The 19,675-nt window shown below is 34.6% G+C and carries 22 protein-coding genes; 19 read left to right on the plus strand and 3 right to left on the minus strand.

The genetic code is table 11. The features are described from left to right. The first annotated feature begins 5 nt into the window (after nt 1–5). The 4 genes from O3607_RS01385 to O3607_RS01400 all read left to right on the plus strand — a co-directional run bounded on the left by O3607_RS01385 (nt 6) and on the right by O3607_RS01400 (nt 3,354). A complete protein-coding gene (locus O3607_RS01385) occupies nt 6–350 on the plus strand; it encodes a histidine triad nucleotide-binding protein (protein ID WP_024063776.1) in 345 nt (114 codons plus the stop codon). Between the two features lie 156 nt (nt 351–506). Then, a complete protein-coding gene (rpsU, locus tag O3607_RS01390) occupies nt 507–686 on the plus strand; it encodes a 30S ribosomal protein S21 (protein ID WP_004695751.1) in 180 nt (59 codons plus the stop codon). Between the two features lie 81 nt (nt 687–767). Continuing rightward, the gene (locus tag O3607_RS01395; RefSeq protein WP_060924619.1) at nt 768–1,211 is read left to right on the plus strand and encodes a GatB/YqeY domain-containing protein; all 444 of its coding nucleotides are present in this window, start codon (nt 768–770) and stop codon (nt 1,209–1,211) included. 238 nt (nt 1,212–1,449) lie between these two features. Continuing rightward, a complete protein-coding gene (locus O3607_RS01400) occupies nt 1,450–3,354 on the plus strand; it encodes a glutamine synthetase (RefSeq protein WP_060924618.1) in 1,905 nt (634 codons plus the stop codon). A gap of 92 nt (nt 3,355–3,446) precedes the next feature. Here the strand turns inward: O3607_RS01400 and O3607_RS01405 are convergent, their stop codons facing one another. Next, the gene (locus tag O3607_RS01405; RefSeq protein ID WP_024066740.1) at nt 3,447–3,842 is read right to left on the minus strand and encodes a phosphate-starvation-inducible protein PsiE; all 396 of its coding nucleotides are present in this window, start codon (nt 3,840–3,842) and stop codon (nt 3,447–3,449) included. A 109-nt stretch (nt 3,843–3,951) separates the two neighbouring features. Here O3607_RS01405 and O3607_RS01410 point away from each other — a divergent pair, with 109 nt between their 5' ends. Both O3607_RS01410 and O3607_RS01415 read left to right on the plus strand, forming a co-directional pair. Next, nucleotides 3,952–4,503: a helix-turn-helix domain-containing protein gene (locus O3607_RS01410; RefSeq protein WP_371443208.1), complete on the plus strand. Its 552-nt coding sequence runs from the start codon at nt 3,952–3,954 to the stop codon at nt 4,501–4,503. Between the two features lie 23 nt (nt 4,504–4,526). Further along, nucleotides 4,527–5,330 carry an IS3 family transposase gene (locus O3607_RS01415; protein WP_371443210.1) on the plus strand — a complete coding sequence of 268 codons (804 nt, stop codon included), beginning with the start codon at nt 4,527–4,529 and terminating at the stop codon, nt 5,328–5,330. Between the two features lie 87 nt (nt 5,331–5,417). Here O3607_RS01415 and tpx read toward each other — a convergent pair whose 3' ends face one another. Next, entirely contained in the window at nt 5,418–5,933 is a 516-nt protein-coding gene (gene tpx, locus O3607_RS01420) for a thiol peroxidase (protein ID WP_024064190.1), read from the minus strand. 282 nt (nt 5,934–6,215) lie between these two features. On the opposite strand from tpx, the gene O3607_RS01425 reads away from it, so the two are divergent. The 11 genes from O3607_RS01425 (at nt 6,216) to O3607_RS01475 (ending at nt 17,138) form a co-directional block, all read left to right on the plus strand. Beyond that, entirely contained in the window at nt 6,216–7,943 is a 1,728-nt protein-coding gene (locus O3607_RS01425; protein WP_213467823.1) for an ABC transporter ATP-binding protein, read from the plus strand. Then, complete coding sequence (locus tag O3607_RS01430; RefSeq protein WP_213467824.1) at nt 7,930–9,675, plus strand: ABC transporter ATP-binding protein; 1,746 nt, start codon at nt 7,930–7,932, stop codon at nt 9,673–9,675. Before O3607_RS01425 ends, O3607_RS01430 begins: the two co-directional genes overlap by 14 nt. Nucleotide 9,676: 1 nt before the next feature. Continuing rightward, nucleotides 9,677–10,471: an RNA methyltransferase gene (locus O3607_RS01435; protein WP_105085595.1), complete on the plus strand. Its 795-nt coding sequence runs from the start codon at nt 9,677–9,679 to the stop codon at nt 10,469–10,471. 185 nt (nt 10,472–10,656) lie between these two features. Next, nucleotides 10,657–11,511, plus strand: coding sequence for a ChbG/HpnK family deacetylase (locus tag O3607_RS01440; protein WP_285364136.1), 855 nt, complete (start codon nt 10,657–10,659; stop codon nt 11,509–11,511). Next, nucleotides 11,508–12,500 (plus strand): lysylphosphatidylglycerol synthase transmembrane domain-containing protein, encoded by a 993-nt coding sequence (locus O3607_RS01445; RefSeq protein WP_295215431.1) that lies wholly within the window; start codon nt 11,508–11,510, stop codon nt 12,498–12,500. Before O3607_RS01440 ends, O3607_RS01445 begins: the two co-directional genes overlap by 4 nt. A 15-nt stretch (nt 12,501–12,515) precedes the next feature. Beyond that, nucleotides 12,516–12,965 (plus strand): ACT domain-containing protein, encoded by a 450-nt coding sequence (locus tag O3607_RS01450; protein WP_005386672.1) that lies wholly within the window; start codon nt 12,516–12,518, stop codon nt 12,963–12,965. A gap of 24 nt (nt 12,966–12,989) precedes the next feature. Continuing rightward, the gene (locus tag O3607_RS01455) at nt 12,990–14,279 is read left to right on the plus strand and encodes a homoserine dehydrogenase (RefSeq protein WP_371443211.1); all 1,290 of its coding nucleotides are present in this window, start codon (nt 12,990–12,992) and stop codon (nt 14,277–14,279) included. Between the two features lie 3 nt (nt 14,280–14,282). After that, nucleotides 14,283–15,197, plus strand: a complete 915-nt coding sequence (gene thrB / locus O3607_RS01460; protein WP_302857775.1) for a homoserine kinase — start codon at nt 14,283–14,285, stop codon at nt 15,195–15,197. 55 nt (nt 15,198–15,252) lie between these two features. Next, nucleotides 15,253–16,128: a zinc metalloprotease HtpX gene (gene htpX / locus O3607_RS01465; protein ID WP_129823013.1), complete on the plus strand. Its 876-nt coding sequence runs from the start codon at nt 15,253–15,255 to the stop codon at nt 16,126–16,128. Between the two features lie 22 nt (nt 16,129–16,150). Next, on the plus strand, nt 16,151–16,558 hold the full coding sequence (ndk, locus tag O3607_RS01470; protein WP_119208694.1) for a nucleoside-diphosphate kinase: 408 nt from the start codon (nt 16,151–16,153) through the stop codon (nt 16,556–16,558). Between the two features lie 64 nt (nt 16,559–16,622). Next, nucleotides 16,623–17,138: a cob(I)yrinic acid a,c-diamide adenosyltransferase gene (locus tag O3607_RS01475; RefSeq protein ID WP_316119547.1), complete on the plus strand. Its 516-nt coding sequence runs from the start codon at nt 16,623–16,625 to the stop codon at nt 17,136–17,138. A 47-nt stretch (nt 17,139–17,185) separates the two neighbouring features. On the opposite strand, the gene O3607_RS01480 is transcribed toward O3607_RS01475, so the two are convergent. Then, nucleotides 17,186–17,521 (minus strand): hypothetical protein, encoded by a 336-nt coding sequence (locus tag O3607_RS01480; RefSeq protein ID WP_316119546.1) that lies wholly within the window; start codon nt 17,519–17,521, stop codon nt 17,186–17,188. A 63-nt stretch (nt 17,522–17,584) separates the two neighbouring features. Here O3607_RS01480 and cobU point away from each other — a divergent pair, with 63 nt between their 5' ends. Next, nucleotides 17,585–18,163 (plus strand): bifunctional adenosylcobinamide kinase/adenosylcobinamide-phosphate guanylyltransferase, encoded by a 579-nt coding sequence (gene cobU, locus O3607_RS01485; RefSeq protein ID WP_024066073.1) that lies wholly within the window; start codon nt 17,585–17,587, stop codon nt 18,161–18,163. Continuing rightward, nucleotides 18,156–19,673 carry a cobyric acid synthase gene (locus tag O3607_RS01490; RefSeq protein WP_287513991.1) on the plus strand — a complete coding sequence of 506 codons (1,518 nt, stop codon included), beginning with the start codon at nt 18,156–18,158 and terminating at the stop codon, nt 19,671–19,673. Before cobU ends, O3607_RS01490 begins: the two co-directional genes overlap by 8 nt. Nucleotides 19,674–19,675 lie beyond the last annotated feature (2 nt).

Raw genomic sequence — 19,675 nt, forward strand, 5'->3', positions numbered from 1 at the left:
ATCGTATGAGTGACTGCATTTTCTGTAAAATTATCAATGGTGAAATTCCATCTAAAAAAGTATTAGAAAACGATAAATTTTATGCATTCCATGATATTGAGCCAGTAAAAAAAGTACATGTTCTTATTGTGCCAAAAAATCACGTAGCTAACATTGCTCATCTTACTGAAAAAAATGAAGACTATGTAGAAGGTTTATTGCCATTTGTACGTGATGTAGCAAAAGAACTAGGTATTTCTAAAGATGGTTATCGTTTGATCTTTAATACTGGCGCAAAAGCAGGTCAAACTGTATTCCATATGCATGCACATCTATTAGGTGGCGAAGAAATGGGCTGGCCTGAAGCTTAAAATTGAGTATAATGTATTCTTTTTATAATACTTATTAAAATTCCTATAAAATATACCGGAAAATATTGACAACATCTATACCTATACATATAATATTATATGTGCGTATGTAAATTATCAGCACTTCCCGAGATTATTTTGGAGGGAGGGATATAGATGTCTGAAATCAAAGTCGGTAAAAACGAAACGCTTGAAAGTGCTCTTCGTCGATTCAAACGCTCCTGCCAAAAAGCGGGTGTTTTGTCTGAAGTAAGAAAACGCGAACACTACGAAAAACCAAGCGTAAAAAGAAAGAAAAAATCTGAAGCAGCAAGAAAACGCAAATTCAGAGCATAAGATGATTACCCTAATTCTGCCTTTTCATGGCTTCATGAAATCCAGAATTAGGGTTTCTTTATATATAAAATAGGAGGAACTATGAGCTTAAAAGATCAATTAAAAGAAGATATGAAAGCGGCTATGAAAGCGCGTGAAGAAGGTAAAACGGCTCTTTCTGTAATTCGAATGGTTAATAGTGCTATTAAAAATACAGAAATCAATGATAAAGTTGAGCTTGATGATAATGGTATTCTTGGTATTTTGGCAAAAGAAATGAAAACTCGCCAAGACTCTTTAACTGAGTTTGAAAAAGCTGGCCGTGAAGATTTGATCTCTCATGTAAAAGAAGAGATGGCTGTGCTTCAAAAATATTTACCAGCTCAAATGAGTGAAGATGAAATCCGCACTGTTGTAAAAGAAGCGATTGCAGCATGTGGCGATGCTGTAAATATGGGTAATGTTATGAAACATGTAATGCCTAAAACTAAAGGCCGTGCAGATGGTAAAGTAGTTAATAATATCGTTAAAGAGTTACTTGGATAATATATTGTAAAATAGCTAATTAAACAGTTGATATAGTTAGTATATTTAATTCATTAACATAGAACTCTTAAAACTATAGTTAAGAGAATTATGAAATTCTATAGAAAGTTATTGACATATATTTTCACTATATGATATTATGAGTTCAACAAAATAATTGGTCAACGAAGACTCCACTTTAGATATATGGAATATATATCTATTTGTTGGAGTCTTTTTATTTTTAGGAGGAACCATTATGACAAGTACTAAAGATTTATTGTATTACATTCCAGCAGGTCAATATGGTAAAGAAGGTGTTCTTGCTCTATTAGAACAACATCCAGAAATTAAATTTGTATCTCTTGTTGGTATTGATTTAGCTGGTAATGATACAGATGAAAAAATTCCTATGGCAGCATTCTTTGATGATTATGAAGCATTCTTCGAAGGTCGTGCCGTTCAAACAGATGGTTCTTCTGTAGTACTTACAAATATCGCCACATTGAATAATGCACGTGTAGATATGTGGGGCGACCCAAGTGTAAACTGGTTCGTTGATTATAACTATGAAAATATCGATGAAGCAACAGGTTTACCAACTGGTACACTTCGTATTCCTGCATTCTTGATGCATAACTACCGTTATGTTGACTCTCGTTCTATCTTAAAAAACAGCTGTGATTATGTTCGTGCAGAACTATTATCCTTGATCAAAGAACATGGTCTACCTGGTATGCCTCATGTGAAAGCTGATGACGTTGTAGACATTATCTTTACATCTGCTACAGAATTGGAATTCTGGGTAAAAACTCCATCTAGAACAGTTACCAAAAAAGAATTATCTGTATCTCAAAAATTACAAGAACAATACTGGCAACGTACACATGGTACAGTTCGTACTGCATTAGAACAAGCAGTTGAACGCTTAGACCAATACGGTATGGTTGCAGAAATGGGTCATAAAGAAGTAGGTGGCGTTAAAGCTAAACTTGATGAAGATGGTCATGAAGCAGTTGTACTAGAACAATTAGAAATCGACTGGAAATTCTCTAATAACCCATTACAAACAGCAGATAATGAATTACAAGCTCGTATTATTGTTCGTGAAGTGTTCCGTGAAAATGGTCTTGATGTAACATTCAATGCAAAACCTATTATTGGCGTAGCTGGTTCTGGTGAACATACACACTTTGGTGTTATGGCTAAATTAAAATCTGGTAAACTTGTAAACTTGTTTAGCCCAGAAGATATGCGTAAAGAATCTGCTAGCTCCTTGGGTATTGGTGCTATCATGGGATTATTGAAACACTATGAAGCAATCAATCCATTTATCAGTTCTACAACAGACTCCTTAAATCGTTTAAAACCTGGTTTCGAAGCTCCAGTATGTATCGTTACATCTTTAGGTACTGATCCTTCCGAACCAAGCCGTAACCGTACAATCCTTTGTGGTTTGATTCGTGATATCGATAATCCTATGGCTACACGTTATGAATTACGTTCTCCAAACCCTTACACAAATACATATACTGCATTAGCATTGATCTTCATCTCTGCATTTGATGGTATGAAATATGCTATTACATCTGGTAAAACACAAGCACAATTAGAAGCAGAGCTTTCCAAAGAAGTGGGTGAATCTGCTGATTATCTTGCTACAAATCGTGCATATCGTACAGAAAAAGACGTATTCGATGATTTCACTCAAGAAGAACGTAATCAAATGTTTGGTGTTGCACCAGCCACTGTATGGGAAAACATTAAAGGTTACCATAACAATCCTGAATTAGTTGAAACATTAGCTCAAGGCAATGCATTCGCAAAAGATTTGATGGATTCCTTTATCGCATCTATTTTGAAACGTTGGAAACTTGTATTGGCTCACCGCTTAATTCCGGATAATCTTGATACAGTTCGTAAGATGGTAGCTATTCATACTGATAGCCGTAATAGTGTAGATGATAAACGTTTTGCAGAAGTTAACGACTTACGTTTCTATCTTGCTAAAGATAGCGATGATCGTAAATCTTTATTCACTCGTTTAATCGATGCACTTAACTCTGGTGAATATGACTTAGCATCTCAATTGCAAATTGAAATGAACGATAAAATGGAAGAATTAGAAGCTAAATATGCTAACTATGCAAAAAACATCTTCTAATATCGGTTGATTCTATTACTCAAAAAGGGCTCCTACATTTGTAGGAGCCCTTTTATTCATATTAACTTTTTATAATTTAGTCGTTAAAGCTATTACTCGTTATGTCCTATAAACTTTTCTACTAGTACTAAGCTACATACAAGTACAAAAATTGCAACAGACCAGATTAAATTATCATATGACGATTCATGATCGATGATTAGCAGTCTAACAATTGCAGTTATGCCAATATATAAAAAGAAATTAAGCGGGAAGTGGAAGTTATTTTTAAAGTATTTTACGATGAGTGCAATAAACTCAAAGTATAAGAAGAAGGTAATTAATTCTTCAATTAATAAATAGTAAGTGCTATAACCTTGGATATTTGCCCACGTAATAAATCCTAGGCTAATTAAGGTATTAATGAGGGCAATACAAAGTGCAATACCTACACCAACAAGAGCTATATTTTTTATAGTTAATAATAATTTAGAAATACGTATCCACATATATAATTCACCTACAATAAATATCTAAATACTATACCACATAAAAAAGACCGTACACCTGAACTGCACCCCAAAAATTGGACACAATTTTTGGAGGTGCAGTTTTTTTATGTCAAAATATTCAAAAGAAGTAAAAGAAAAGGCTATTTATCTTTCTGAAAAAGGATGGAGTCGCTTTAGAATTGCTAAAGAACTTGAGGTTCCAGAAAGTACTGTAAGAAATTGGCTACACAAGTTTAAACTTAGTCATAATTTGACCCATAAAATTGGTAAACAAGTATTTTCAGCAGATTTTAAACGTAAAGTTCTTGAAACTAGGTGGAAGAATAAGTTATCCTTTAATGAAACAGCAGAATTATTTAATTTAGATAACCCTAGTCTAATTGCAGCATGGCAAAAGCGGTATTTAGACGAAGGAATTTTTGGGTTGTACCCCAAACCTAAAGGTAGATCATCTATGAAATCGAAAGAACTAATACCTCCCACAAAAGATCAAAGTATTAAATCAGACAAAGAACGGATTAAAGAACTAGAAGCTGAAATTGCTCGGTTGAAATATGAAATGTCTTTTTACGATGACTTTATGAAAGAAATGCGTGAAATTGCTAAACCTAATAGAGCTGTAAAAAAAAAGCACAAACAATTGCCATCGAAAGATTAAGAAAAATATACCCCCTTCATTTTATGCTCGAGTACTTTGGCATTAGTCGTAGTACATATTATGCACGTTTAGCTAGCATAAAAAAGGGAGAGAAATATGCAGAGGAACGAGAGGCTATTCGCACACTTGTGGCGATGAATAAAGGTCGTTATGGGTATCGTCGAATTACAATAGCATTGCATAAATTAGGCATTCATATAAACCATAAAGTTGTAATGCGAATTATGAAGGAAGAAAACTTAACATGTAAAGTTCGACTAAAGAAATACCGCTCATATAGAGGTACTGAAGGAAAAATCGCTCCTAATATTATTAACCGAAACTTTACTGCAACAAAGCCAGATCAAAAATGGACCACAGATATTACAGAATTCCACTTGTTTGGGCGTAAGGTTTACTTATCACCAATCTTAGATATGTATAATGGTGAAATTGTATCCTATGAAATATCAGAACGACCTGTATTAACACAGGTGTTATCTATGCTAGATAAAGCCTTCAAAAACAGGCCAGATAGCAAAGGTTGTATCTTACATTCAGATCAAGGCTGGCAGTACCAGCATAGTAGTTATCAAGAGACATTAAAAAATCACGCTATCATCCAAAGTATGTCTCGAAAAGGAAACTGTTTGGATAATAGCGTGATGGAAAATTTTTTTGGTTTATTAAAATCAGAGTTGTTATATTTGGAGAAATTTACTTCCTATGAAGATTTTATCAACAAATTAAGAGATTATATTGATTATTACAATACAAAACGCATTAAGCTCAAATTAAAAGGAATGAGTCCGGTAGAATACCGAACTCATTCCCAAAAAGTAGCTTAATTATATCTGTCCAAGAAAATGGGTGCAGATCAACCGTACGGTCTTTTTACGATTACACCACAGTATAATCAAGAGAATATCAAAGGATTAGATATCAGCTTTAATTGCTTCTAATGCAGCATCGAAGTTAACTGCTTGAGTTACTTCAGGAACGTATTCAACATAAGTTACTTTATTTTCTTTGTTGATTACTACTACGCCACGAGTTAAAAGACGAAGTTCTTCAATCAAGAAGCCATAGTTTTCACCGAAGGAAGCGTCTTTGTGGTCAGACAAAGTAATAACTTTATCTACGCCAGCAGCGCCACACCAACGTTTTTGAGCGAAAGGTAAGTCCATAGAGATTGTCAATACTACAACATCATCAGAAAGTGCTGTAGCATCTTGGTTGAACCAACGAGTTTGAGCGTCACAAACGCCTGTATCAAGGGAAGGAACAACGGAGATAACTTTTACTTTACCTTCGAAATCTTTTAATGTTTTAGGTTGTAAGTCGTTGCTTAAAACTGTGAAGTCAGGAGCTTGTTGACCTACTTTAACTTCTGGACCAACCAATGTGATAGGGCCACCTGCAAATGTTACTACGCCAGTACGTTTTTCCATGTTGTATTCCTCCTAAGAGTTTTAATTCTAATTTATGTAAGGATACGTTTTGTATCTATGCATAGTATAACACTTACATTACCATAAGTAAACTAAAAAATTCGATATAGTATTTTTTAGGGAATAAATAGTATATCATTGGCTTCACAATCAAGAAAATATCTTATAACTACATTATATACGTATAGGTGTATTAAGATATATGAAAAAATTGTGTATACTATAAGGAGTATATTTAAATAATGATAATCCTGTAATATAGAAATTTAACTGAGAGGTCCTATGAAACCTATAGAGCTATTTATGCAGTTTTTCCGCCGAGAAGGTTGGGTGTATGCCATCGGATTAACTATGCTAATTGCTATTGATATAGCATTTTTATTTGTTCCACAATTCATTGGTAATGCCATCGATACTCTAAGTCACAATAAAGAGGGCTTAGTCAATTATATTATTTACTTTATTTTATTATTTATTATTATAACGATTCTAAAAGTTATTTCGCGACGCACCTTACTTGGTTCCATCCGTCGTATGGAGTACCTTTTTCGTGAAATCTTGTGTAGAAAAGCATTACAAATAAAAACAACATATTATGAGGCAAATGGACCTGGTAAAGTTATGGCGTTGATGACAAATGATGTTACATCTCTTCGTGTAGCGTTAGGTTTAGGTGTAATGATCGTGGTGGATATTATATTTTATTCCATTGTAGGATCTATTATTTTAATACAAAAAATAGATGGTCTATTAGCTTTTAAAATCATGACACCTGTATTCTTCATCATTGTTGCAATATTTGTGTTGGGCAGAAAATTACGTGCTAAACAGCGTAGTGCTCAAGCTACTTATAGTGATATGACAGAGTTTGGGCAAGAATTATTCCAAGGTATAGATGTAATTAGAGCCTTTAATCGAGAACGTATTATTTCTGACTCGTTTGAAAAAATAAATAAATTGAACTATAAGAAAAATATGGAGGTTGCCTTATTAGATTCTGTACTAACACCGTTAACAAGAATTGCACCGTTTATTTGTATTAGTATCAGTATTTTCATATGTGGTCACCTAGCTGTAAATGGTCAAATGTCCATAGGTGAATTTGTAACTATCAATTCATTCATTATGCTAATCGTAGGACCTTTAATTGGCTTTGGGGGACTCATTTCGATTGTACAAAAAGGCTTGGCATCTTTAGATCGTATTACCGATTTCTTACGACTACCAATAGAGTCAATTGATGACTCAACTGAAGTATTACCACTTGAGGATATTAATATACGATATTTAGATTTTAATTATGAAAATTCTAAAGGTCATGCATTGTCTCAAGTATCTACAACTATTCGTAAAGGCTCTTTTATAGGCATTGTTGGTAAACCTGGATCTGGTAAAAGTACTCTCTTTAAATTACTCATTGGTTTGCAAGAGTGTCCGCCTAAGTCTATATATTTTGGAAATCAAGATATATCAGATATACCATTATCTAAGCTTAGAAACTCAATTGCTTATGTGCCAACTCAATCTTATTTATTGAGTACTACTATTGAAGATAATATTAAATTTGGTAAAGAATTACCTATGCATGAATCCGTAGAGGTGGCTGCAAAAAAAGCCGACCTATATAGAGATTTAGGTAATCTATTAGATAATGACTTACATACTCTTGCAGAAGAAGGACATGATTTATCTGGTGGTCAAAAGCAACGTATTAATATGGCTAGAGGTTTTTATAAAAATGCACCATATTTATTATTAGATGATTGTTTCTCAGCTTTAGATGCAGTAACAGTAAATACTATTTTAGAGACATTACATACGGTAAATGCACAAACTATATTGTGCATTTCACAGCGTTTAGAGGTTATAGAAAAAGCAGATAAAATCCTTGTATTTGATGAGGGCCGTATTGTAGAAGAAGGTACTCATGAAGAATTATTAGCTAAAAAAGGCTTATATCACACCTTATATGAAGCGCAGAAAGGAGGGGCTAGTAATGAAAAAGCGTAATTTTAAAAATGATTGGGCTTTGTTCTCCTATATAACTGCGTATATTAAGCCTTATTTGGGGATTTTATTATTAGCTACCATTGCGCTAGCTGGCAATTTAGTACTTTTACTTTTAAGACCTTATATAACTAAGCAAGTTATTGATCTCGGCTTTGCTACTAATGATATTAATGTTATCGAATATTATGCTGTAATATATGGTCTTACTATTATTGGTAGTGTGTTATGTATATTTGTAGAAAATTATTTTTTGAAAAGCTTTGGACAAAAAATTATTTATAATATACGTGCCATTGTATTTCAAAAGATACTTCATAAGTCCCATGATGAGTTTTATAAATTACCCATTGGTAATTGGGTAACTCGTATTACTAATGATGTAGAATCACTTCGTACCTTATATACAGACGTACTATTGAATTTAGCGAGTAGCGGCTTAATGATTATCGGTATTTTAGGATTCATGTATGCTATTAATGTACCGTTAGCAATTATCATGACGATTTTATTACCAATCATGGGCGTAATCATATGGGTATTCCAAAAGTTTTCTCGTAAAGCATTCCGTCAAGTTCGCCGTTCTGTAGCTGCCTCTAATGCGAGTATTAAAGAGCTATTAAACTACATAGTCATTGTCAAATCTTATAGCGGTGAAAAAGAAATTGAGGAGCGTTACAATACGGTTAATAAAGGTTTTTTAGAAGCCGGTCTTTTTGAAGTAACAACATTTTCTATTTTCAGACCTCTCGTTGATGGCTTGTTTTTTGTAGCTTTAATCGTCATATTTACTACTACTAATTTGGTAGATTCTGTAGCCGATGCAGGTACTGTATTTGCTTTCATTCAATATATGGATCGATTCTTTCAACCATTAAAGGACATTGCAGACAAATATAATTCCCTGCAAAGTTCATTAGCTGGTGCAGAACGGTTAGTTCCATTATTAGAGGAAAAAGAGCGAAATATGGTAGATGAAGTTCCAAAGGAACTGATTCCAGTAGAATCAATTGAATTTGATCATGTTTGGTTTTCCTATGAGAATAACGATGTCTATGCATTACAAGATTTCACCTTACATATTAAAGCTGGTGATTTTACTGGTATTGTAGGACCATCCGGTAGTGGTAAGTCCACATTATTGTCCTTACTAATGGGTATCTATAAACCTACAAAGGGTTCCATCTACATTAATGGTATTGATATTTCAAAATATGATAGTTCTGTACTTCGTCATTTAATGGGCTATGTATTCCAACAAGCTTACTTATTTAAAGGTTCTATTAAAGATAATCTTACACTTTTTGATAACTCTATATCTCATGATGAAATGGTAAAAGCTGCAAAACAAGTAAATTTAGATTCTATGATTGAACAATTACCTGAAGGCTATAATACACCTGTTGGGTACTTAGGTTCTTTATTATCAGATGGACAAAAGCAATTACTAGCCTTTGGTCGTACATTAATAAGAAATATACCTATTTTATTATTAGATGAAGCAACTGCTAATATTGATAGTCATACGGAAAAACAAATACAAGCAAGTATCGAAAATATCCGTGGCAGTAAAACAATCGTAAGTATTGCTCATCGGCTATCCACCGTACAAGACGCCAATGAAATTGTTTATATTGAATATGGTAAAATAAAAGAAAAAGGTTCTTTCAACGAATTGATTGAGTTAAAGGGCGCCTTTTATAATCTATGGATTCGTCAAAAAAGTGGGAGTTAGCATGGAATTTATCCAATCTAAAGATAATAAAACTATAAAGCATATAGTTTCTCTAGGGCAACGCAAAAATCGTAGTAAATATGGTGAATACATTGTAGAAGGGATTCGTTCCATTCGTGATATTTCAACTATGGGAGTAATAAAAGCAATTGTTATACGCGAATCTAAATGTAAAGATAAAAATATAGAGGCATTATTATCCTTAGAGTCGATGCAATCGATACCTACTTATATTGCTCAAGATCCAGTATTTGATAAAATTGATAACACCGTAAATGGACAAGGTATCGTTGCAATAGTATCTAAACCTAAACATAGTATGGAATCAATTTCTATTGAAGATGGTGTATATATTACATTAGATGGCGTACAAGACCCGGGTAATCTAGGTACGATTTTACGTACCGCTGTAGCGGCAGGTGTGAAGGGGATATTTTTAATGAAAGGTACTGTTGATCCATATAATGATAAGACTGTACGTAGTACAATGAGTGCATTACATAAAATACCAGTTTATGAAGATGTTACATTATCTATGCTTAATGATCTTATTGCAGAATCTAATATGTCTACCTATGTAACTGCCCTAGATAATTCAAAACCATACCATATGGTGGCCTATGATAAACGATGTATGTTGATTTTAGGCAATGAAGGGAATGGTGTAACACCAGAGGTTATGAATCTATGTAAACACCGTATTATGATTCCTATGTATGGAGATATAGAATCCTTAAATGTGAGTGTGGCAGCAGCTCTATGTATGTATAAAGCACAAGAACAATTGATGTGCTAATTAAAATATATTAGGGTTGAATTATGTATTTATGATAAAAATTTATAAGTATATCGAAAGTCCTCTACTAGTATACAAGTAGAGGGCTTTTGTATTGATTTTATAGCTCTGTATTTGGTACAATAACATATATCCTTTGTGGGAGAACAAAGTTCTCCCTTTTTTTTATGAAAAGGAAGTAAACTATGTCCAAATTAATAGTAAATGCAGATGACTTTGGTCTTCATAGTGCAGTTAATGCTGCCGTCATTGATGGTCATCGTACAGGTATCATTACGAGCACCTCTCTATTAGCGGGAGGCGAAGCTTTTTCAGAAGCCATAAGTATGGCAAAAAATAACCCTAAGTTGGGCATTGGTGTTCATATCGCCTTAGTAGGTGGACTTAAACCGGTATGTGATCCATCTGAAGTATCATCTCTGCTTACATCTGAAGGCGTATTTCCAGAAACATATATCGATTTTATGAAGCGAATTTATACTGGAAAGATTAATTATAGTGAATTGCGCAAAGAAATTCACGCTCAAATGGAACGTATTATGGAATCTGGTTTACATGTAACGCATATTGATGGTCATCAACATATGCATGTATTACCGACGGTACTACCAATCGTAATAGAGCAAGCTAAACAGTATGGTATTAATGCTATACGCATTCCAGATGAATCTTCTTTATTTGTCAATTATATGTACTCTCCGGTGCGATTGTTAGGTAAGGTGGGGTTATCTACTGTGGCTGCAAAAGCACGTCCTACAATACGTGATAACGGCATGTATTCCACACAATATTTTTGGGGTATGGTAAATGGGGGACACATTAATCAGAAAACGTTAATGGGTATATTAAAATCCGTATCTAAAAAATCGGGTACTCATGAATTGATGATTCATCCAGGTTTAAATAATACGCTTCTTGGAAATCAATATAAATGGGGCTATCATTGGGAAGATGAATTACAAGCTGTATGTTCCAACCATACGCATTTATATATTAGACAACATAATATTGAGCTAATTAATTATGGAGATTTGATATGAGTAAAATGATGAAGAGAGGCATTTTTATGTTTCTCTTACTATTGGCTGTGTCAATTGGTATCATTTACTACACTATTGATCTAGATGCATTAAAAACAATTTCATCATTTAATAGTATTTCTTTATTATTGGCTTTAGTGGCCTTAATAGTAGGCATGTATTTTGATGGTTTACGTTTACAAAGACTCGTAAAAATCGGAGGATATAAGTTATCTATAAAGGCTGTACTTCGTGTAATCTTTAGTAATTATTTCATGGCTATGTTAACCCCAGGTGCTAGTGGGGGTGCTGTTGCTCAAGTATTAGTATTACGGAGTTATGGTGTGCCAATATCTAAAGGGACTCCTATTGTGTTAATACGTACCGTATTTTCTATTATGTTCCTTGTTATTATGTTACCCTTCGTATTCTTAAGAGATGCTATTGAAATTCCATATATTTCAAGAGATATGCTATTGATTTTTGCAGTAGTATCTGTCATTGCAATGCTGGTAGGTACTTATATCTTACAAACTAAATATATGCGTCAATTCGTATATAACTTAGCGCAACGGTTTAAAGCACATAAAACGAAAGATTGGCTTTCTAAATTAGAAACATTGAATCAAGGTTTAGGATTACTATATAAACAACCAATTCAATCGTTTATTGTATTTATTGAATCTGGGTTGAGTCTATTATGCTTATACTGTATTGCGCCAGCATTAATGTATGCTTTTACACCAGATATTCCTATCATTGATATATTAGATCGAATGATTCTATTGAATCTTATTTTATATTTTGCACCAACACCAGGGGGAACAGGGATTGCAGAAGGACTATTTGTAGTATTGTTTAGTACCTTTGTCCCTAATGGAACGGTTGGTATTGTTGCTGTAGCATGGCGCGTTATGGCAGAGTATTTGCCATTTTTTGTCGGCATGTATGCGGTGTTAACATTATATGGGCGTCAATTTGTAGCCCAAGAAACTTCAACAGAACAATAAGGGAGTGTGTGTTCTATGACTAAACCAAAAAAAGATAAGTTTTATCTGGTGCAAGAAGATATTTTACCAGAAGCGATAAAAAAGACGATTAAGGTAAAAGAAATTTTGAAACTAGGTGAGGTTAAAACTATTAACGAAGCAGTGGAAAAGATGGATTTAAGTCGTTCTGCATACTATAAGTATAAAGACTATGTATTCCCATTTTTTGAAATTGCTCAAGGTAAAATTGTAAGCATTTATGTTTCAATGTCTAATGAATCAGGTATGTTATCTAGTGTGTTAAAAGCTATTGCAGAACGCAATGGTAGTATATTGACTATCAATCAAGACATTCCACTACAAGGTATAGCTAATAGCAGCATTTCCTTTGAAACTAAAGACTTACAAGGTTCATTAGAAGATTTATTATTAGATATTCGCTCTATGAAGGGCATTATTAAAGTAGAAATTTTAGGCCAAGCATAGGCTAATTAAGAGAGTAGGACAATTATGACCACTATAAAAATTGCGTTATTAGGTTTTGGTACTGTTGCACAAGGTACATTTAATTTATTGCAAGATAATGCTGAGTTAATTAGAAATCGTACAGATGTTAATGTTGAAATTTCTAAAATCTTTGTACGTAATCCTGATAAATATAGCCATATTACATTGCCTGAAACAGCTCAATATGTAACAGATATTGAGGAAGTACTAAAAGATGATTCCATTCAAATGGTTGTGGAATTAATGGGTGGTACAACCTTTGCTAAAGATTGTGTAGAAGGTGCTTTAAAGACTAAAAAAAATGTAGTAACTGCAAATAAAGATTTGTTAGCAGAATCTGGACCATATCTATTAGACTTAGCTAGCAAAAACGGCGTAGATTTACGCTTTGAAGCATCTGTATTAGGTGGGATTCCAATTATCCGTACATTATATGAGTCCTTAGCTGGCAACCGTATTACAGAGCTAATCGGTATTATGAATGGTACTACAAACTTTATTTTAACTAAAATGTCTGAAGAAGGTTTAAGCTATCAAGACGTACTAAAGGAAGCTCAAGACCTTGGTTATGCTGAGGCCGATCCTACAGCGGACGTTGAAGGTCTAGATGCGGCACGTAAACTTGCTATCCTTGCATCTATTAGTTTCAATCGTCGCATTTTCTTTGAAGATGTATCCGTAGAAGGTATTACTTGCATTGATACGGAAGATATTAAATTCGGTAAAGAATTTGGTTATAACATCAAGCTATTAGGTATTGCAAAAGAAACTAGTCAAGGTTTATCTCTAAATGTATACCCAGCATTTATTCCTACCACACATCCTTTAGCATCTGTTCGCGGTTCTTATAATGCGATTTATGTAAAAGGTAATGGTATTGATGATGTAATGCTATACGGTCGTGGTGCTGGTAGCTTACCTACAGGTAGCTCTGTAGTATCCGATATTATGGAAGTGGCTAAAAATGTTTCATACAACGAAACAGGTCGTTTGAAGCCATTCTATTATGATCAAAAAAATATTTACTCACCTGGTAAGATTCAATCTAGCTATTACTTACGTTTGGAAGTAGATAATAAAACAGGTGTATTAGCAAAAATTTCTGCCAAATTAGCAGAACAAAAGATTTCTGTTTTATCCATCGTTCAAAGAAATATGGATCCAGAAACTGCTGTATTAGCGATTGTAACATCTAAATGTCCTAGATCTTATATTTTAAATCTTATCGATTCCTTTAACAGCTTGCGTTCCGTTAAGTCTGTTAATAGTGTAATTCGTATTATGGAAGATTAAGCTATGAACACTGTTCGCGTACAAGTACCAGCCACTAGTGCTAACTGTGGACCTGGTTTTGATTGCTTAGGTTTGGCACTCAAATTATACAATATTTTTAGCTTTACACCTGATGTAAAAGCTACAGAATACACCTATACTTTTGAAGGTTTTGGCGCAGACATTTTACGTGCTGAAGATCCTAAAAACAATCTTATTGGCTTTGCAATGGATCAAGTTTTTGCTACTGTGCAAGAACCAATCCAATATGGACATATTATGTCTGAAACTTTAATTCCTCCATCTCGTGGGCTCGGTAGTAGTAGTACAGCAATTGTAGGCGGCTTATTATTGGCTAACGCGTTAGTTAATCATCCACTTTCAAAAGAGGAATTGTTAGTCATTGCAAACCGTATGGAAGGTCATCCAGATAATGTGGCACCTGCTATTTTCGGTAATTTATGCTGTGCTACAGGCTTAAAAACAAAGGTATTAAATACAGTTATCTCTATTCCATCTGAATTGCATTTTGCCGTAGTCGTACCTGAGGTCATGGTTTCTACAGAATACGCTCGTTCTGTGTTACCTAATCATGTACCATTTAAAGAGGCTGTACAAAATGTGAGCCATGCATCTTTATTTGTAACTAGTTTGATTACACATCAATTAAGCAATTTATCTGTTGCATTAGATGATAATTTGCATGTACCATATCGTAAAACATTAATACCACATTGTGATGTAGCCTTTGAAGCAGCTAAAGCTGCTGGCGCATATGGTGCAACTATTAGTGGATCTGGATCCACTCTAATTGCCTATGTAGATAAAGCCCACGTACAAGCTGTGGCAGATGCTATGGGTGCTGTATTTACATCTAATGGAATTGAAAATAGAACATATTGCTTAGAAGCCGATAGTAAAGGAGCATCAATTATTTAGTTTGTGGTATAATTATAGTGTTAGGCATAGTCCATAACTATAATTGGAGGAAACTATGAACAATATGAAAACAACGCTTTTATTAGCGACTTTGACGGCCATTTTAGTGGTCTTAGGTGATATGATTGGTGGTAGAAGTGGTATGATGATTATGTTCGTTATATCCATGGGCATGAATTTTATGTCCTATTGGTTTAGCGATAAAATTGTTTTAGCACAATATAACGCACAACAAGTTACTGCACAATCTAACCCTAAATTATATGGTATGGTAGAACGATTGGCTAAAAATGGTAAATTACCAATGCCAAAGGTATATATCATCCCTAGTGATGTACCTAATGCATTTGCTACAGGTAGAAATCCGAGTCATGCAGCAGTTGCTGTTACAGAAGGTATCCAGCGACTATTAACAGACGACGAGCTAGAAGGTGTTTTAGGACATGAATTAACCCATGTTAAGCATCGTGATACATTGATCAGTACTATTGCTGCTATGATGGCAGGCGCAATTTCCATGATTGCAAATGTACTTCAATTCTCAGCGATTTTTGGCCGTTCTGATGACCGAGAAGGCTCTAATCCTTTAGCATTAATAGGTGCCATAATTATTGCTCCTATCGCAGCAGGACTTATTCAGATGAGCATTTCTCGTGCCAGAGAATTCTTAGCTGATGAGGGGGGCGGAGAGATGTGCCGCAACCCTTTAGCTTTGGCATCTGCCCTTGCAAAAATTGACTACTATTCAAAACATGGTGCATTGCCAAATGCAAGTAATGCAACAGCCCATATGTTTATCATCAACCCTATGGTTGGTATTGGTGAAAGCTTGAGCAATCTTTTTAGTACACATCCTCGTACAGAGGAACGTATTGCAAAATTGAAACAACAAGCAATGAATCCTAAATATAAAGAGAAAGCATTATTTTAATTAATATCTACAGGAGGATATCATGCAAGAAACATTAGTTTTAATAAAACCAGATGCAGTTAAGCGTCAATTAAGTGGTGAAATTATTAGCCGTTATGAACGTAAAGGTCTTGTCATTAAAGCGTTAAAACTTATACAAGTGCCTCGTGAATTAGCGGAAGAGCATTATGCTGAACACAAAGAAAAACCATTCTTCAGTGAATTAGTTGACTTTATTACATCTGGTCCAGTTCTTGCTTTCGTATTGGCCGGAGACAATGCCATCGTATCTGTACGTGCTTTAAACGGTGCCACAAATCCTGTAGATGCTGCCCCTGGTAGTATTCGTGGTGACTATGCCTTAACAATGGACGCTAATGTAGTACATGCTTCTGATTCTCCAGAAGCTGCTGCTCGTGAAGTTAGCCTTTGGTTCCCAGAATACAAATAATCTCTAGGTTGAGATCATTTAGCTTTTATTTCTACATCCATGTATATCTATAGGAGGTAATAATATGGCAAGTAGTGTTTATACAAAAACAGGTGATGCTGGTACAACTGGTTTATACACAGGTGAACGTGTACAGAAGTCATCTTTACGCGTAGAAGCTTATGGTACAATCGATGAATTACAAGCTTTCTTAGGTTTGGCTCGCTCCTATGCTGAAAATCCTCGTGTTGCAGCGGAATTATATGATATTGAGCGCAATTTATGGACATTAATGGCCGATATTGCTAGTCTAAATGCGGCTCCCGTAATTACTGAGCAACATGTAAAACATTTGGAAAAAGTCATCGATCGCTTCGATGAAAAGCTAGAACCATTATCTAGTTTTGTGATTCCTGGTGAAAAACAATCTTCAGCTTATTTACACGTAGCGAGAACGATTACTCGACGTGCTGAACGTGATTTATGGCGTGTATTAGATGCTGGTGAAAGCATTCACGAATCTAATTTAAAATATTTAAACCGTCTATCCGACCTTTGCTTTATTATGTGTCGTGTAGAAGAGGAACTTGGAGCTGAATAAATAAAAAAAGCTATGTATTTTACATAGCTTTTTGCTCGTTATAGACCTTATTGTGAAATCGTTTGATTTAAAACATCGTGAGGACTTGGATAGTAGAAGAAAATATGAGGAATTTCATAACGGAATTTTTCTCTCAATAGATCAGAAAGTGTTGTTTCGAAGTTTATAATCTTATCAGCTTCGAAATCAAAATCTTCTACTAAAACCAATAACTGTGGTTCTACTTGAGGTGCATTTTCTGGTAACATTTCTGGTGGTAGTGGAACATTTACAACTACACGTGCAGTGCCAATATATTTACCTTGTCCATCGTCGATGGCAACACGATAGGTATTATCCCATAAAGTAGCCATCATTTTTAGTTTCATATTAATAATTTCCATAGTATCGCTCCTTTGTTATACTTATAATGATACTGAAATTATAAATTCTTGTATAGGTGCATTATGAAATCACAAATTATATTGTGTTCCGGTGGGGCACGAAGTGGAAAAAGTGAATTTGCAGAACGTTTAGCCCTTGCCACAGAAGGTCGAAAAGCTTATGTGGCAACAGGACAAGCTTTTGATGATGAAATGGTTGATCGTATAAAGAAACATCAAGAGCGACGTGGTAATATATGGACGAATTTTGAAATACCATTATATTTGGCCGAAGAGTGGCAACATATTAGTAGTGTAGCGGATGTAATACTCATAGACTGCTTAACCATGTTTACAACAAATCATATGATGGCTCATGGGTCAATACAAGGCCAACAAGATGCAAATCGGTTAGAAGATACTGTACTTTCAGAATTAGAAGCATTATTAAATCTAATTAAAGTAAGTGATGATAAAATAGTTATATTTGTAACTAATGAAATTGGTCTTGGTATTGTACCAGATAATAAGCTAGCAAGATATTTTAGAGATATTGCAGGCCGCGTCAATCGAACAGTAGCAACTGAGGCTGACAAATTATACTTAACGATTAGTGGCGTTACCATTGAATTAAAATCCCAGGAGGTTCATATAAATGGCTAAGAAAATTATGTTCCAAGGAACAAGTTCCAATGTAGGCAAAAGTATTTTATGTACTGCATTATGCCGTATCTTTTATAGAAGAGGTTTTAAAACTGTTCCCTTTAAAGCTCAAAATATGGCCCTCAATTCTTATGTGACAAAATGGGGCGATGAAATTGGCCGTGCTCAAGTAGCGCAAGCTGAGGCTGCTGGCATAGATCCAATTGTACAAATGAACCCTGTGTTATTAAAACCTACAGGTAATCAATCTTCTCAAGTTGTATTGATGGGTAAACCTGTGGGCGTTTATAGTGCTAAAGAATACCATACAAAATATTCCTTAACCGCTCTTGATAAGGTAAAAGAATCTATCGATTTCTTAGATTCCAATTTCGATATGATGGTTATTGAAGGTGCAGGTAGCCCTGCAGAAGTGAATCTCAAGGCTAATGATATCGTAAATATGCGCATTGCTAAGATGACGAAAGCACCTGTATATCTCATCGCTGATATCGATCGTGGTGGTGCTATTGCATCTATTGTGGGTACATTAGAATTGCTCGAACCAGAAGAACGAGATCTTATTAAAGGTATTGTTATCAATAAATTCCGTGGTGATATTAAACTATTAGAACCTGCCCTTACCTTCATTGAAGAAAAAACAGGAAAAAAGGTAGTTGGTGTCATTCCTGCCATTGAAAACCTTGATATTGATGAAGAAGACTCTGTTGCACTGGAAAACAAACGCAATAGTGGTGCTAAAGAAATTCAAGTAGTGGTTATGCAAACACCTAAAATTTCTAACTTTACTGACTTTGATGCATTAAATTATGAACCAGATGTATCTGTTCGATTCGTCGGCCCTGGCGATGTTATTGGCAATCCTGACTTAATCATTTTACCGGGCTCCAAAAATACACTAGCAGATCTTACATATCTTCGTAACTCTGGTTTTGCCGATGAAATAAAAAAACTTGCTGACCAAGGTACACCTGTTATTGGTGTATGTGGGGGCAATCAAATGTTGGGTAAAACGATTTATGATCCGCATCATATGGAAGGAGATATTGAAGAAATTGAAGGTCTTGGTTTAGTCGATTCTTCTACGACTATGAAGGATCAAAAAACAACACATCAAGTAGAATTCAATGTTTCAAATCTTCAATTTTTAAATGGTACATTTACAGGTGAAAAACTAGTAGGCTATGAAATCCATATGGGTGATACTACACCATTAGTAGATAGTGTGCGCCGTTGTTTCACCATTACAAGTCGCAGTGAAGAAGCCGTTAATGTAGTCGATGGTTTTATCGATGGTAATCACCAAGTAATGGGGACATATATTCATGGTGTGTTTGATAATGATGAATTTAGACGCTTTATTATCAATCAGTTGCGTGAACGTAAGGAGTTAGAACCATTAGATGTAGTATTCCATTATTTCGAACACAAGAATGCAGCTTATAATCGATTAGCTGATATTGTAGAGGAACACTTAGATATGGATTATATTATGTCTACCTTGGGGTAATA

Origin of the sequence: Veillonella sp. 20925_1_51, assembly GCF_041431445.1 — a bacterium.
GTDB lineage: Bacteria > Bacillota > Negativicutes > Veillonellales > Veillonellaceae > Veillonella > Veillonella nakazawae.